The 15,682-nt window shown below is 58.6% G+C and carries 14 protein-coding genes; 6 read left to right on the top strand and 8 right to left on the bottom strand.

Annotated elements, in window-relative coordinates:
• Positions 1 to 111 precede the first annotated feature (111 nt).
• Together J5J09_RS16295 and speB are read right to left on the bottom strand one after the other, a co-directional pair.
• Positions 112 to 1,122 (bottom strand): ABC transporter substrate-binding protein, encoded by a 1,011-nt coding sequence (locus tag J5J09_RS16295; RefSeq protein WP_246745987.1) that lies wholly within the window; start codon positions 1,120 to 1,122, stop codon positions 112 to 114.
• Positions 1,123 to 1,281: 159 nt separating this feature from the next.
• Positions 1,282 to 2,334 (bottom strand): agmatinase, encoded by a 1,053-nt coding sequence (gene speB / locus J5J09_RS16300; RefSeq protein WP_208552290.1) that lies wholly within the window; start codon positions 2,332 to 2,334, stop codon positions 1,282 to 1,284.
• 161 nt (positions 2,335 to 2,495) lie between these two features.
• Between speB and J5J09_RS16305 the strand changes: the two genes are divergently transcribed.
• The 3 genes from J5J09_RS16305 (at position 2,496) to fhuF (ending at position 5,569) form a co-directional block, all read left to right on the top strand.
• Entirely contained in the window at positions 2,496 to 3,473 is a 978-nt protein-coding gene (locus J5J09_RS16305) for a LysR substrate-binding domain-containing protein (protein WP_208552293.1), read from the top strand.
• A gap of 26 nt (positions 3,474 to 3,499) precedes the next feature.
• A complete protein-coding gene (locus J5J09_RS16310) occupies positions 3,500 to 4,675 on the top strand; it encodes an aminotransferase (protein WP_208552296.1) in 1,176 nt (391 codons plus the stop codon).
• A 102-nt stretch (positions 4,676 to 4,777) separates the two neighbouring features.
• Positions 4,778 to 5,569, top strand: a complete 792-nt coding sequence (fhuF, locus tag J5J09_RS22985) for a siderophore-iron reductase FhuF (protein ID WP_208552299.1) — start codon at positions 4,778 to 4,780, stop codon at positions 5,567 to 5,569.
• A 12-nt stretch (positions 5,570 to 5,581) separates the two neighbouring features.
• Here fhuF and fhuB read toward each other — a convergent pair whose 3' ends face one another.
• From fhuB to J5J09_RS16345, 6 genes are all read right to left on the bottom strand, one after another.
• On the bottom strand, positions 5,582 to 7,576 hold the full coding sequence (gene fhuB, locus J5J09_RS16320) for a Fe(3+)-hydroxamate ABC transporter permease FhuB (RefSeq protein ID WP_208552301.1): 1,995 nt from the start codon (positions 7,574 to 7,576) through the stop codon (positions 5,582 to 5,584).
• Entirely contained in the window at positions 7,573 to 8,466 is an 894-nt protein-coding gene (locus tag J5J09_RS16325; RefSeq protein WP_246745862.1) for an ABC transporter substrate-binding protein, read from the bottom strand. Before J5J09_RS16325 ends, fhuB begins: the two co-directional genes overlap by 4 nt.
• 7 nt (positions 8,467 to 8,473) lie before the next feature.
• Positions 8,474 to 9,289 carry an ATP-binding cassette domain-containing protein gene (locus tag J5J09_RS16330; RefSeq protein WP_208553615.1) on the bottom strand — a complete coding sequence of 272 codons (816 nt, stop codon included), beginning with the start codon at positions 9,287 to 9,289 and terminating at the stop codon, positions 8,474 to 8,476.
• Positions 9,290 to 9,607: 318 nt separating this feature from the next.
• Positions 9,608 to 9,751 (bottom strand): hypothetical protein, encoded by a 144-nt coding sequence (locus J5J09_RS16335; protein WP_208552305.1) that lies wholly within the window; start codon positions 9,749 to 9,751, stop codon positions 9,608 to 9,610.
• A gap of 76 nt (positions 9,752 to 9,827) precedes the next feature.
• On the bottom strand, positions 9,828 to 10,439 hold the full coding sequence (locus J5J09_RS16340) for a response regulator (protein ID WP_208552307.1): 612 nt from the start codon (positions 10,437 to 10,439) through the stop codon (positions 9,828 to 9,830).
• Between the two features lies 1 nt (position 10,440).
• Positions 10,441 to 12,330 (bottom strand): ATP-binding protein, encoded by a 1,890-nt coding sequence (locus tag J5J09_RS16345; RefSeq protein WP_208552309.1) that lies wholly within the window; start codon positions 12,328 to 12,330, stop codon positions 10,441 to 10,443.
• A gap of 254 nt (positions 12,331 to 12,584) precedes the next feature.
• Between J5J09_RS16345 and J5J09_RS16350 the strand changes: the two genes are divergently transcribed.
• The 3 genes from J5J09_RS16350 to J5J09_RS16360 are packed head-to-tail and all read left to right on the top strand — an operon-like array spanning position 12,585 to position 15,594.
• Positions 12,585 to 13,589, top strand: a complete 1,005-nt coding sequence (locus J5J09_RS16350) for a TRAP transporter substrate-binding protein (RefSeq protein ID WP_208552311.1) — start codon at positions 12,585 to 12,587, stop codon at positions 13,587 to 13,589.
• A 50-nt stretch (positions 13,590 to 13,639) separates the two neighbouring features.
• Positions 13,640 to 14,272, top strand: a complete 633-nt coding sequence (locus tag J5J09_RS16355; RefSeq protein WP_208552313.1) for a TRAP transporter small permease subunit — start codon at positions 13,640 to 13,642, stop codon at positions 14,270 to 14,272.
• Positions 14,269 to 15,594 (top strand): TRAP transporter large permease subunit, encoded by a 1,326-nt coding sequence (locus J5J09_RS16360; RefSeq protein WP_208552314.1) that lies wholly within the window; start codon positions 14,269 to 14,271, stop codon positions 15,592 to 15,594. Before J5J09_RS16355 ends, J5J09_RS16360 begins: the two co-directional genes overlap by 4 nt.
• Positions 15,595 to 15,682 lie beyond the last annotated feature (88 nt).

Below are 15,682 nucleotides of genomic sequence, written 5' to 3' on the forward strand. Positions count from 1 at the left end.
TGCAAACGCTACGGTCCCGGATGGAGCATCACGCGTTGGTGGTTGGGTTTTCCCTCACCCTGCCCTCTCCCCGGCAGCGGGGAGAGGAGACGTTGGCGCTGTCTGGTCCAATCAACCGACGATCAGTTCCGTCCACTTCTGATTCAGCCAGTCCGACTTGGTCTGATAGAGGTCGTAGCGGGGCGTGATCGGCTCGATGTCAGAGGAAACGGCAGCAAATTCGTCCGCTGTCAGGTCGAGCAGTTCACGCTTGACCGTCGGGGCCGTGCCGACCTTGCGCGACAGCGTCGCCTGAATGGACGGCTGGCACATGTAGTCGATGAAGATGTGTGCTTCTTCGGTCTTGGCGGACGCGCGCGACAAAGCCCAGCAACCCGAATCCTGGATGCCGCCTTCCTGTGGGAAGGTCGAGCGAACCGGCTGGCCGTCGGCAGCGGCAAGACCTGTGACGTCGTGATAGTACTGGCCCATCGGGATTTCGCCCGACTTCAGCGCCTGTTCGAACTGGGCTTCGTCACGATACCATAGGCGCACATTCGGCTTCACCTCGGCAAGCTTTTCGAAGACCTTCAGGATTCCTTCCTCGGTGTCGAGCGCATTGGTGCCGCCGAAATGGGTCTTGGCGGTCACTTCCAGAAGGAACGAGTTCGACACCAGAGCCAGCAGCCCGAGCTTGTCGGCATTGGCCGGATCCCAGAGCGCGTTCCAAGAGGTGGGCGCTTCCTTGTAGACATCGGTATTGGTGACGAGGGTGATGTACCAAGCAACGGCACCAACACCTGCGACACGACCGTCCGGGTACTTGTTGACGAAACGATCGATCAGGCCCGAGGCATTCTTGATCTTGGCCATATCGATAGGAGCCCAGAGCTCGGTGGCCTGCCCCTTCAGCATGGCGACCTGCGACATCATCGAGAGGTCGGCCGGCGCCTGGCCGGCCTTTGCGGCCTGCTCAAGCTGGACAAGCCAAGCTTCACCGGTCGGCTCGGCGATCGACTCGACGGCGATGCCGGTCGCCTTGGTGAAATCCGGAAAGATATTCGTGTCGAACGAATCCTTAAAGTAACCCCCATAGACGCCGACCTTGATCGAACGGTCTTGCGCGCGAAGGATCGACGGCATCGAGAGCGCCCCAACGGCCGCAAGCGAACCGGCGAGCAAGCCACGGCGGCTAGTGGAAGTGGAAAGAATGTCTTTCATGATGATGTTCCCTCTGTTGTCCAAGGCACTTTGGCGCATTGATTTGTTTTGCCGGCACTCCGGCTATTGTGGTGGTGTCTCTCACCGTTCGGTGATTGCGGGACTGAACACCATCAGACTCAGGATCTCGAAAAGAACCTGAGCTCCCGCATGCGCTGTATTGTTCGTCGCATCATATTGCGGCGCGACCTCGACCACGTCGCCACCGACAACATTCACCCCCTTCAGTCCACGCAGCAACTCAAGCACTTCTCGCGTGTTGAGGCCACCAACCTCAGGCGTTCCGGTCCCAGGAGCAAAACTTGGGTCGAGGCTGTCGATATCAAACGAAATGTATGTAGGACCGTCGCCGACGATCGCCTTGGCTCTCTCGATGACCGCAGGCATGCCCAGGCCGCTGATGTCTTCCGCGTGGATAACGGTCATGCCGGAATCATATGTAAACTCCCAGAGATATTCCGCCGACCCTCTTATACCGATCTGGATCGTGCGGGTTGGATCGAGGACCCCATCAAGGACGGCCTGACGGAAGGGGCCGCCATGGTGAAACTTCGTATCCTCGAAAGGTGCGCTGGTATCGCAGTGGGCATCGATATGGATGAGCCCTACAGGACCTCTTTTGCCGACCGCTTTTAGAATGGACGACGAAATCGAATGGTCGCCCCCCACGGCAAGTGGTAGCACACCGGCATCGACGATCTGATTGAAGCGACGTTCTATATCCTCGTGGGCCGTTTCAAGCCGATAGCGACTACGAAGGGGCACATCGCCAATGTCGGCGACCCGCAATTCGTGAACTGGCGCACAACCCAGAACATGGTTGTAGGGGCCAATGCGATCGATGGCTCGCAGGGCCCGCGGTCCGAAACGGGATCCGGGCCGATTGGTCACACCCAAATCCATCGGCACCCCGGTAATGGCCACCTGAATATCACCGAAGTCCGGGTTGTCCGCCGCGATGTCTCGGTAGGGCGCCGAGAGGAAAGTCGGCACACCGGCGAACGGCGCCGCGCGTGTCCCTTTCGAAAAAATCTTGTCTCCGACTTTTTTGAACTCCGGATCGAAAATCTCGCCGTTGCGACTCTCACCGTATTTCGCCCGGAGTGCCGCAAGCTTCGCTGCATCAAATGCCATGGCCGATTTTCCTGATTATGACGATGATCGTTTCATCTGTCTGTTTTTGCGGCAGCAACACGCGCTGCATCCATTGTAAGCAATAATCGCCGAGCTACTTGGAAAATCAATTCACGATGTTATAGCGTTGCATGTGAGAAAAATTCACGGACCGCAACCCTGTGTCAAACCGCTTGCCACCGCTGAATCCCCTGCGCGCTTTTGAAGCAGCGGCGCGACGCGGTTCAATTTCTGCTGCTGCGCGGGAGCTGAACGTTACCCACGGCGCCGTTTCCCACCAGATTCGCAGCCTCGAGGAGACTTTGAAAACCAGCCTCTTCGAGCGGGGAGGAAAAAGATTGAAGCTAACGCCGCAGGCCGCACTCCTTCTGCCGGCGGTGACGCAAGCGTTCGACGGCATAGCAGCAGCGACCGCACTTATGAGCCGGCCGTCAACAAGTGGCAACCTGCGCGTCTCTTGCGTTCCGGCACTCCTGTCTCTGTGGCTCGTTCCGCGTATCGGCTCTTTTTCCGATCGGTATCCGGAAATAAGCCTGACACTGACGTCGAGCAACGACGCCAACCTTCTCCAGTCTCCAGAGATCGATGTCGCAATCCTCTATGGTCAGGGAGATTGGCGTGACTGCTGGACGCGTCTTCTCAGCAATTTTGACCTTTTTCCGGTAGCCAGTCCGACGCTTCTGAACAACAGGGCCCTTCGGTCTTTCCGTGACCTGCGTGATCATGTGCTTCTCCATGGGGACGACGGACGAGAATGGCACAGCTGGCTGGCCGCTGCCGACGAACTCGACATGCCCAAGCCGCGTCAGCATTTCATGGGTGATGCACGTTTGGCGATAGAGGCGGCGCGGTACGGTCATGGCGTGGCACTGGGAGACAGCATTACGGCTTTAAGCTTGATTACGGCGGGAGAGCTGGTGATTCCATTCGATCTCACCGTTCCGGCACCCGACGCTTTCTACGTTGCATCACGCAACGATGTCCGCTCCGCTCCAATTGCCAAAGTGTTCATCGACTGGGTGTTCGAGACGATAGAATCTGAACACAGCGGCCGCCCAAGACCAACCCAAAACAGCGGCAGAACTGGCTCCTCGCCAAGACGCCGTACTGCCAAAACGACAATCGAGCGCCCGGAATAGGACGCCTGATCCATCAAGGACCCCGCATGTCACATGCCGCTTTCAACCCTCTGGTCTCGAAACTCTCGCCTCCGCCTGTTCCTTCTGTCTTCGCGTGGGGACGCGCGTACGACGAAGCGAAGGGACCGCTCATTGATCTCAGCCAGGCTGTCCCTGGTTATCCGCCCCATCGCGATATGCTCGCTTGGCTCGCTCAGACATCTGGCTCTCGCACCTATGCGGGCTACGGACCGATTGAGGGAGAAGATTCTCTGCGAGAGGCCTACGCCGCCGAAATGAGAAAGCTATACAAGGCGCCGGTGGGATTTGAGAATATTCATATAACCTCGGGCTGTAACCAGGCCTTCATGGCGGCTGCCATGGCGATCGCCGGTAGTGGTGACGCTATCGCTTTGACCGACCCCTACTACTTCAACCAGGAAACAACTCTCGCAATGCTCGGCATACGACGCGAGCTGATTTCGTTGGAACCGAAGACGGGTTTCATCCCGACGCTTTCGGAAATCACGCGGGTCTTGCAGACGGGCGTTCGCGCCGTCGCGTTGGTATCGCCCAACAATCCGACGGGTGCCATATACCCCCCCGCGCTGCTATCAGACATCTTTGCAGCATGCCGCGATGCCGGCGCGTTCCTGATCCTCGACGAGACATACCGGGACTTTCTTCCCGGCGGAGCGCAACCGCACGAGCTACTGTCCACTCCGGACTGGGCCGAAAACCTTATCCTTTTGTATTCGTTTTCCAAATCCTTCTGCATTCCTGGCCACCGGCTGGGCGCCGTCACGGCGGGACCCCAAGCCGTCGCGGAGATTGCCAAGGTGATGGACAACCTGCAGATATGTGCTCCTCGCGCACCACAGGCCGCAGTGGCGATGGCCATACCCAGGCTTTTTGATTGGAGAGAAGAAAACCGGAGGGAAATCCTGAACCGCGCCGATGCATTGAAGGCCGTCATGGCCCGGCTTCCCCGGTGGAAGATGGATTCCCTCGGCGCTTACTTCGCGTTCATCCGCCACCCATTCGCCAAAACCTCGTCCGCTGTCGTTGCGGAAAGACTGGCCAAAAATGCGGGTGTCCTCTGCATTCCGGGAGGCTACTTCGGGGTTGGCCAAGATGCATACCTGCGTTTTGCCTTTGCAAATGCGGACAGCACTACCATAGCTGGACTAGCCGATCGGCTTGGCCAGTTTGAAATAGACTAGGGCGCCCTATCGGCGCTCTGGGATCGACGAATTAAGTTGACTATAAAAGTGAACTTTATATGGTCCATCGCAAAGATCCATGCCATCCGAAATCGGACGATAGTGAAGCAAAACGAGAGATACGCCGGGCCCTGCGGCAACGCGGGGTATATCGATGCACCGGACATCCTGGATCGGCTGTTACAGCAATCGACCGGCGGGAAATACGCCTACTGTAAAGGTAAATTCGTTCTCGATGACCCTGCAGACGTGGAGCGCATCGAATGCCGGGAACTCTGCGACGCCTCACGTTTTGCCGGCATTATCGACCGCTATGCGAGCCGTTTTGGCAAAGCTGATCGCCGGGCCGTGGTTTCCATGTGGACCATGTATTACTTCAGCACCCTCGCGATCAGTGCCACCATATTCTGGTTGGAGATGCGACGTTCCTTGCCTCTAGCGCTCGAGGAGGTGGCGGTCTGTTTGGACCCGGAGACGGCAGAACCCCGATGCTTCGTCCTGCAGAACGCGGGAGAAGAGGCACATCATTTGCAAATCGGCAGCGCCCTCCAGCCGCTTCTGCTACGACACGCAACGCCATTGATAGCGGCGATCTCGGAAAACACCGGGGTGGCTCGGCGGCTTGTCTGGTCCAATCTCGTGGCCTACTTCGCCTGGATCGTGACCGAGATCGGAAGATTGACCGACTCTGCTCTGGAAGCGGAAGGACTGGAGCTCCTCCAGACTGCACTTTGGTCGGAGGACATACCGAACCCGATGCTAGGGCTCGTGCAAGAAATTTCAGGTAACGGCGGCGTGACGATCAATAGACGACGTGTCTGCTGCCTCCGATATATGCTTCCCGGTATGGCGGGATGCGGTGAGGTATGCCCATTGCCGGGCGGGCGCTGCTGATTGCGGCCATCTTTAAATGCTCTCACGTCTGCGCCGCAGCAGCAATATGAGGAACGGCGCACCGACAAGCGCCGAAACAATGCCTGCAGGCAGTTGGTAGGGGAAGACGATGTTCCGTCCGATCCAATCCGCTGCCACCATGAGTAGTCCGCCGAGCACCGCCGATACCAAGAGCTGCTCTACTGCTTTCCTCAACCCGAGCTCTCGCGCGATGTGCGGAGCCATGAGGCCCACGAAACTCAAGGGACCGACAGCAAGCGTTGCTGCCGCGCTCAGCACACCCGCGAGAACAAACATAACGAATCTACTGGTACGCAACGGTACGCCCAGTGCTCCAGCAGCAGTGGGCCCAAGAGGCAATAGTTCAAGCCAGCGGTGGAGCCGCAGCGCCACTGCGCCGAGCACGACCAGGAACCCCGTAACCGAGACAGCAGTCATCAGATCGACGTTATAGGTAGACCCGCTCATCCACCGCAGCAGGAACATGGAGCGCGGATCCCCGGTCGCCGAAAGCACGCCAACAACCGCATCAGCCATAGCACTGAGCGCGATCCCGGCAAGAAGAACCCGTTCTGGGGCAAAGCTGCCGCGCGAACCATTCAGAAGAATGACGGCAAGTACGATCGTCGCCCCAAGGCCAGCCAGCGCCAGTTGTCCGCCGAGGCCCGGAATCCCGACAACAAAGAGGCCGGCGGTCAATCCAAGTGTTGCCCCAGCGCTGATACCGAGCACCTCAGGGCTGGCCATTTCGTTTCCAGTAAGCCGCTGGAGAATGGTGCCTGCGATTGCAAGCATTGCACCGGCGGACAGTGCTGCGAGAACGCGCGGCCACCTCAGAGCAAGGAGTTCGAAGAAATAATTCAGGTCGATGAAGGCCCAGTCTCCAACCCCCATCCGCCCGATAAAAAGTGATACGAGCACGGCTAGGACAAGCGTTGTCACGGCAAGAGCGACCACGGCAAAACGGGAACCGCCGCCGCTTCCATGCACTCGAATTGCATCCTGTGCAGCAACTCGATGGCGGATCTTTAACCGTGGAAGCAGAAAGAGCAGAAGAGGCGATCCCAGTACAGCCGTGACCGCGCCAGTCGGCAGAAAATCCGACATCGCACCAGCCACCAATTGGACGGCGCCGTCGGCGAGCCAAAGCAACCCGCCCCCGGTGATCGCGGACCAGAGCAGAATTTCGGCGGGACGGCGAGCCCCGGCGAGCCGAATGATGATTGGGGCAACGAGACCAATGAATCCGATGACACCGACCGCGGATGTCACAAATGCAGCAAGCGCGACGGCGATCGACACCGCGGCGATCCGAAGAGACTTCACAGGAACCCCAAGTGATGTCGCATTCCCTTCGCCCAATTCCAGAAGGCCGAGTGGGCGAACGAGGAGTCCGGCCAAAACGGCGACGATCCCTAACTTGTATGACAGGGAAACAGGGATATCCCAGCTTTGTTGCGACAGGGAACCCGATCCCCAGATGAAAAGGCTCACGAGATACCGCTCATTCAACAGCATCAAAACCGCCGATAGCGCACCGCACCAAAGGCTGATGACGAGCCCCGAAAGAACGAGCGAGAAAGGTGAGAATCCGCGTCTCGCTCCGAGCGCAAAGACGATCAGGGCGACCGCGACACTGCCGGCAAGCGCGACCAGATCGCGCCCGTAGCCGAGAAGGTCGGGCACGAAAAGGGTAACAGCCACGAGTGCGAGATTGGCCCCCGTCGAGATACCGAGGGTCGTTGGCGAGGCCAGCGGATTTCGAAGCACTTGCTGAAAGAGAGCGCCTGAGAGCCCAAGGCATGCTCCGGCGAGAAGCGCTGTCGCCATCCGTGGCAACAATGAGTGGTAGAGCAACATCGTCGGCAAATCGTAGGAAGCCGTTTGCGGCTGCATCGTCTGAAGGAGCGGAGCCATTTGCAGAACGGCGACCATGACAGCCACGATCAGCGTGCCGATGGCGATGGAGGGCGGCGCAATCGCTGCGCGTCTGATAACACCGATCATGCCACCGTCTCCAGATGATCAGTCAGCAACCGAGCGAAGCGCATCGCATCGTTGACCATGCCGAACATCAGCGACCCCGGCATGACGGAGAAGTTGTCCGCCCGGACGAAGGGGAGCGCGTTCCACAGCGGGCTCGTGCTGAGCTTCGGTAGAACGTCGCCGGGTATCGGCTCCAGCGCAATCAGCAGCGCTGTCGGATCGCTGATCCTGGAAAGCTGCTCGATCCCGATGGTATCGAAGCCCCAGTAAGTCGCTTGTCCCGTCCAGGCGTTTTGAAGACCGAGCCTTTGGAGGATGTTGTCATAAAGACCCGGAGAGCCATAGACACGAGCATGTCTTGCATCGAGAAACGAAACCAGGGCAACCGACGATATGTTCAGGGCAGCGATCCGCTCGCGGCATTCATCGAAGAATAATTCGGCGCTTTGAAGGAAAGCTTCGGCTTCCTGTTCGCGTCCAACCGCCGTGCCTAGCTGTCGTGTCGCCGCAATGGCCTTCGGCAGAATGTCGCCTCCTTCAGCCGAATAGACATCCAGCCGCAGAACCTGCCCGAGAGCGTCGAGGCGCGGCTTGAGCGCATCAAGGTAAGGGGTGGTCAATATTAGGTCGGGCTGAAGGGTGGTGAGAATCTCGAAATTGACTTCCCAGGCATTCCCCAGATCCATGACCGATGGTGGCATCTCTGGTTCAACGACCCAAATGTCCCAGTCCGCAAGCGAGGCAACTGCGGCCGGGACGATACCCAGAGCCATCAGCGTGGAAGCCACACCGTAGTCGAGGCTGACCACGACGCCGGGGGCAGCAGGCTGCGCCCGGGATGAGGTTGCAGAGAACGCAGCTGTACCGGCGACCGAGAGAAGGAGATCGCGGCGGGAAATCTGGAAGGACATAAGTTGATCAGCTGACATAGGCGAGCGGTATTTCGAGGACGGGATGTTGGGTTACGTCCATCTGCACGGCATAGATTTGCCGCAGCTTGTCACTGTTCATCAGATCCGCGGGACGGCCGCTGGCGATAAACCGTCCGTCCTTGAGCGCATGTATGCGATCACAGAACCGGGCCGCCATGTTGATGTCGTGCAGGACCACGACAACGCTAAGCCCGCGTTCGCGCGAAAGACGCCGCACAAGCGAAAGCACCTCCAGCTGATGGGCAATATCCAAAGCAGATGTTGGTTCATCGAGAAGCAGGCATTCGCTATCTTGGGCCATCATCATCGCGATCCACGCGCGCTGGCGTTCCCCTCCCGAAAGCGTTTCGACGGCTCGGTTGGCCAGCCCTTCGAGATGGGTGAGGCCCATGGCTTCCGCAACCTTCTGCCGGTCATTGTCGGTGAAGCGTCCCAGTGCGCCATGCCATGGATAGCGCCCGCACGCCACAAGCTCGCGAACAGTCATACCCGGCGCGGAGGCTACATCTTGGGAAAGATAGGCGACTTTGCGCGAAAACGCGCGCCCCTGTAGCTCGTTGAGATCCTGGCCCGCGTAGCGGATTGTCCCGCTTTCCGGGTGGATCTGACGCGCGAGCAACTTCAGCAGCGTCGATTTTCCAGAACCGTTATGGCCGATCAAAGCAGTGATCTCCCCAGCGGGAAACATCATATCGATCGCATGCAGAAGCTGGCGGCCCGCTACGCTATAGTTCACACCTTCGACGGAGAAGGCGGGAACTGGCGCGCGCTCGTCAGGTGCGATGGCCAAATCAGGAGTCATGGGCGGGCTTCCTAAACTGTATAAAGCGGATCGAACCTGCGGCTTCAAATATGATATTTTTTATCAACTATACTCTTGGGGGTCTGGGGACAAGACGGTCGATACGTTGAGACCAAGCGGCCTCCTCACTTTTCAACCGCGGATGAACGATCGCATCGACGATTTCTCTGGCGCTCAAGGGATTGAGCCGAAATCATTGGCCTGTCGGAATGGTACTTCAGCCGTGCACTAAAGGTCTCGACTAGGACGCAACCGCAGTCTTGGCAGATTGCTGCGCGCCTTGGACGCGTCAAAAAGCACATCCTGCACTCGGACATGTCATTCACCTAGAGTGCACAAGAAGCCGGCTTCACCGAAGCCGCTGATTTCAACAGATAGGGCGAACATATCGAATGTGGCGAAGGTGCCGGATGTTTGCTTGTCGATGCAATGCTTCGCTACGAGCGCGGTGATCACATACAAGTCAGCCTTCCTAGGGGGACGGCCCTTGGATTACGGATGTGTTTGCAGGGATAAATGACAAAGGCAAGGTAAGCTATCAGTTAGGCTGATGACGCTCCTCAGCCAAAAGATTTGCTAGTTCTATCGCGTTTCTGACACCCATCTTGCTGAGGACCCGCCCGCGATGAACCTCGACCGTTCGCATCGCTATACCGAGCGTTTCGGCAATTTGCTTGTTGAGGGCGCCGGTCAGCATCAAGTGCATCACTTCCTTTTCCCGCTGCGACAGGTTCTGTCTTCGAGCCTCCACGTCACGTCGCATCGCGGCATCCGCTTCATGCACGGCGTGCGCCTCGATTGCCTTCACGACGAGATCAACAATCTGGTTGTCGCTGAACGGCTTCTCGACAAAGTCGAACGCGCCGGCCTTCAGGGCGCGAACAGCCACCGGAACGTCGGCATGACCGGTCAGGAAAATGACCGGAGCCATGTTTGGCACGGACCGAATTCGTTCGAATACGTCCGGTCCACTGAGACCGCCCATGCGAACATCAAGGATGACGCAAGCACAGTCCTCCAGGGGCTGTGCCGCCAGGAAATCTTCTCCCGAAGGCCAGCCCCGCGTCGTCAAACCCCTTGACCCTAGAAGAAATGCGAGTGCATCGCGGATGACATCCTCATCGTCAACGATGTGGATCACTCCCGTCATGTCACCGTACCTCCCCCATCGCCCGCTTCTCACGCTGGGCGAGTGGCAACTGCACAACGAACACCGTCCCACCATTCTCACCATACCGAAACGAAAGGTGGCCACCATGCAGTTCCACGATCGATCGGCAAATGGCAAGACCCATTCCGAGACCCTGTGCCTTTGTGCTGGCGAACGCCTCGAACAACCTGTTTTCCACGTCCGGATCAATTCCCGCGCCTTGATCGGCTATTTCAATGATTGCGTTGTCCCCACGCTCCAGAAGCTTGATCGTCAGAGTGTCACCCGTGCGCCTGTCCGCCATGGCCTCCATGCCGTTACGGATCAGGTTTATCAGCAACTGTTCCAGCAAGATGGTATCAGCGGCAACTGATCGCGCAGGCTCCATATCCGCCACGATTTTTACCCGATGCTCACGCGCGTCCGCCGCGAGAAGAGCAATCGTTTCCCTGATGACCTGGTCGATCTGGATCTCCGAGAAATGAGGTTCCCTTTTCCTCGCGAGATCCTGGACGCGCTGGATGACGAAACCCGCGCGGGCCGCCTGTTGCGCGAGCTTCTCGGTCACGCCACGGAAAAGCCCGGCATCGAAGTCATCACGATCCAGAAGATTGAGCATGCCGGTCGCATAGGACGATATCGCGGAAAGCGGCTGGTTGAGTTCGTGTGCCAGGGTTGAGGCCATTTCGCCCAAGGTTACCAGCCGTCCCGTACGAGCCATGGCCTCGTCTTGAGCACGCGCGCGTCGCGTCGCGTTTTTAGCCTCTGTAATGTCGATGACCGACCCCATCCATCCGCGGTGAACGCCAGAGGCATCGATCAACGGTGCCTCATAGACCTGCACGTCTATTTCACGCCCGCTCCGGTGGCGAAATCTCGTCTCAAAACTGGGGCTGAAAGCGCCGTTGGCTGTCAGCCGCTTCTGTCTTTCTTCAGCTTCACCGACCCGAGATGGATCCCAGTAAGGCATTGGCGGCAACCGGCCAACGATCTCCTCCGCCTTCCATCCGACGAGGTTGCAGAATGCCGAATTGACATACAGGATACGGCCCTCGTTGTCCTTCGCACGAAGGCCGACCGTGAGGCTCTCCTCCATGGCCTGGCGAAACGCCGTTTCTCCCCTTAGGCGCAATTCCGCGCGCCGGCGCCGCCTGGCGTTTGTATAAACGACAAGGAGGGAAAGAATCGCAAAAGTCGCTAGAGCGGCGATCGTCCCAAGCAGCAAGGCCGAACGAAAGGCCGCCGGTGTATCGTAGGCAGTGATCTGCAGGAGCATTCCGCGAAGCGGTGGGTCGAAACTGATGGCGTGCTGCGGGTTGCCCACAGCCGGCTCAAGTTTTTGACGGGCCGCGACAGTGTTTTCTGCTGCGGTGACGACCCGTACGCCGTATTGTTCGGCGATCCACCAAGGGACATGTCGCTCCAGCAGTATCGGTATGGAGATCGTCGCCGAAACAACACCTTCGGAGCCCGTCAGAGGCAAAGCGATGACAACCAGACCGTCTTCGGTAACGTCACCGTAGACTGGACGGGTCGCGCGTGCGCCTCCCTCGCGCAGCAATTCCACCAACCGGTGATCCTGCGGGGACCCGTTACCCGGCAATGCGTGGGCGATCCGACCACCGCCATCGTACCAGATGACGGACTGAACTTCAGGGTTTGTCGCAATATGAAGTTTAACACGCGGATCCACTACCGTGCGCACATCGTCACCCGGTGGTTCCAGCGCCAGACGGACGAGCAAATCCTCGTGGATCGACAGCTGGAATCGAAGTGTCTGTTCGACCCACAGAGCATCGGTCGCGATCTTAACCCTAGCCTGCTCGGACTCTCCGCGGTCAACGATCCAGACCATAGCCGCGACGCCAAGGGCGAGAGCCAGAATCGCCATCAGCGGCACGAGGGAAAGGACGTCGAGCCTCTTCCAATCTTGCGCCGGAGAGACCTGCTCCCAAGGCGCTGCTATTCCCGATTCATTGGCAGCGTCTCGGATGGTCCTGTCTTTGCGGCTCCACCTCTTCAGGAACCCCTCCTTCCACGATTTCGGGACGATCCATTGTGGTTTCCCACAATAGCGCCGCACTCTTCAAAATGGCAAGAAGATGGCTCTCGCCTGGAGGGGCGACGAAATCAGGAGGACATTTCATGCTAACTCGTCGAAACCTCGCTCGCATTGCGGGTGCAGCTGTCATCGCGTTCTGTGCGGCGCTGCCTGCGCTTGCCGAGCCTCTCGTCATTAAGTTCAGCCACGTGGTCGCGCCCGACACCCCCAAGGGCAAGGGTGCGGATAAATTCAAGGAGCTGGCTGAATCCTATACGAATGGCGCTGTCAAGATCGAAGTCTATCCGAACTCACAGCTCTACAAGGACAAGGAAGAACTTGAGGCACTGCAATTGGGCGCCGTCCAGATGCTCGCTCCTTCTTTGGCCAAGTTCGGCCCTCTAGGGGTCCAGCAGTTCGAGCTCTTCGACCTGCCCTATCTGATGGGGAGCTACGATGATCTTAGGAAGATCACCGATGGCGAGGTGGGACAATCGCTTCTCGCCAAGCTTGAAGACAAGGGTATCAAGGGCCTGGCCTACTGGGATAACGGCTTCAAGATCATGTCGGCCAACTCGCCGCTGCGAACGCCCGACGATTTCCTAGGCCTGAAAATGCGGATCCAGTCGTCAAAGATCCTCGAGGCGGAAATGCAGGCCCTCGGCGCTGTGCCGCAGGTACTTGCTTTCTCGGAAGTCTACCAGGCTCTGCAAACGGGCGTCGTCGATGGAACGGAAAACCCGCCATCGAATATGTACACGCAAAAAATGCATGAGGTTCAGAAGCATGCCACGCTCTCCAACCACGGCTATCTCGGCTACGCGGTGATTGTGAACAAGGCATTCTGGGAAGGCCTCGATCCGGAGATCCGCGCAGACCTTGAAAAGGCGATGAAGGAAGCGACCGAGTACGCCAACTCGATCGCAAAACAGGAAAACGACAATGCCCTCGAGGCGATGAAGGCTGCCGGGACGACCGAGTTCCATGAACTTTCCGAGGACGAACGGGCCGAATGGGTCGAAGCACTTCGTCCGGTTCATGAGGAAATGTCGGACCGTATCGGCCCTGATCTCATCAAGCAGGCGTATGCCGCGCTCGGCATGGAATGAGTTCGCCGGGGGCGCTGTAAAGCGCCCCCTTCGCATGTTGGGGGTTTGTCATGCTGCTACGCATCCTCGACCGCTTCGAAGAAATTCTCATCTCGGTATTGATGGCCGCCGCCGTCGTATTGATCTTCGTAGCCGTCGCTCACCGTTTTTCGATCGGCCTCGCCGCGGACCTCGTCGCCGTTGGAAGGGCTAACGAGATTGCCTGGCTGCAGTCCGCTGCCCGGTCCGCCTTCAAGGCCATCAATTCCTTGCGGCTGACATGGGCGCAGGAAGCCTGCATCTACCTGTTCGTTTGGATGGCCAAGTTCGGCGCAGCCTATGGTGTGCGGGTTGGCGTTCACGTTGGCGTAGACATTCTGGTGGAGGCGCTGAATGAAAGGAACCGGCGCATTTTGACGATCGTCGCAATGTCCGGCGGCATCGTCTTCACCGCGATCATTGCCTGGATCGGTGCCGATTTCGTCTATCATGTGAGGCAGGGAGGCCAGACGTCACCCGACCTCGAAATGCCGATGTGGCTCGTCTATCTCGCTGTTCCACTCGGCTCCGCCCTCATGTGCTTCCGGTTCGCGCAGGCTCTTTATCTCTACCTAACCACGGGCTTCATCGCCCATCACGACCACGGCGCTGTCGACGGACTGGAAGAAGAGGCCGCGGATTTGAAGACGGGAGCACGGGGATGACTGCTCTCATCATCTTCGCGATTCTCGCGGCGCTACTCGTAACCGGCATGCCCGTATCCATCGCCCTCGGGCTGACGGTATTCGTGTTTCTCTTCGCGTTCACCTCAATTCCGATGGATTCCATCGCGTTGAAGCTGTTCACGGGCATCGAGAAGTTCGAGATCATGGCGATCCCGTTCTTCATACTGGCCGGAAACTTTCTGACACATGGTGGCGTCGCGCGCCGCATGATCCATTTTGCCACCACCATGGTCGGCCACTGGTATGGCGGCATGGGCCTGGCGGCCGTACTGTCCTGCGCACTGTTCGCGGCGATCTCCGGCTCCAGCCCGGCGACTGTCATGGCAGTCGGCTCCATCCTCATCCCGGCGATGGTGCGCCAGGGCTATCCCGCACAGTTCGGCGTGGGCACAGTCGCCACGGCCGGCGGCCTCGGCATCCTGATCCCGCCGTCGATCGTGATGGTCATGTATGCGGTCGCAACGTCAGGCATGGTTGTCACCGGTCCGGAAGGTCAGCCCGTGATGTCCGCATCGATCGGCACGCTCTTCATGGCCGGGGTCATCCCTGGACTGATGCTTGCCTCAATGCTCGGCGGAACGACGATCTGGCGGGCCTGGAAGAACGGGTATCCGCGCATGCGGCGCGCCTCGTGGGGAGAACGCTTCCAGGCGTTCCGCGAGAGCGTCTGGGGCCTGATGCTGATCGTCATAATCATGGGTGGCATCTATGGCGGTATCTTCACGCCGACCGAAGCCGCCGCCGTGAGCGCCGTCTACGCCTTCGTGGTCGCCGTCTGGGTCTACAAGGACATCACCCTGCGCGAAGTGCCGAAGGTGCTTTTGAGCTCAGCCGCCATGTCGGCAATGTTGCTCTACATCATCACGAATGCCGTGATGTTTGCCTTCATCCTGACGTCCGAACAGATCCCGCAGGCGCTCTCGGACTGGATCGTTAGCCTGGGTTTCGGCAAGATCGGCTTTCTCCTGATGGTGAACGTCATTCTGCTGTTCATCGGCATGGTCATGGAGCCATCGGCGATCGTGCTGATCATGGCGCCAATCCTCTACCCGGTCGCCGTCAAACTCGGCGTCGATCCGGTACATTTCGGCATCATGCTCGTGGTGAACATGGAGATCGGACTTTGCACTCCGCCGGTCGGTTTGAACCTCTACGTAGGTTCGGCAATTTCCAGACTCGGACTGACGGAGGTCACCAAGGCAGCCACGCCCTGGCTCTTCACGGCTCTCGTCTTCCTCGGGCTGATAACCTACATCCCGGACATCACCCTGTTCCTGCCGCGCTTGCTCGGTTTGAACTGACTGACGGTAGCGCACTAGATGGCCGGGTCTCGCTCGGCCATCGTCATCTTAACAACGCATACGTGAACACCAGGGCGATCGGACATGT

The sequence above is a fragment of the Ciceribacter sp. L1K22 genome (assembly GCF_017599385.1).
Classification (GTDB): domain Bacteria; phylum Pseudomonadota; class Alphaproteobacteria; order Rhizobiales; family Rhizobiaceae; genus Allorhizobium.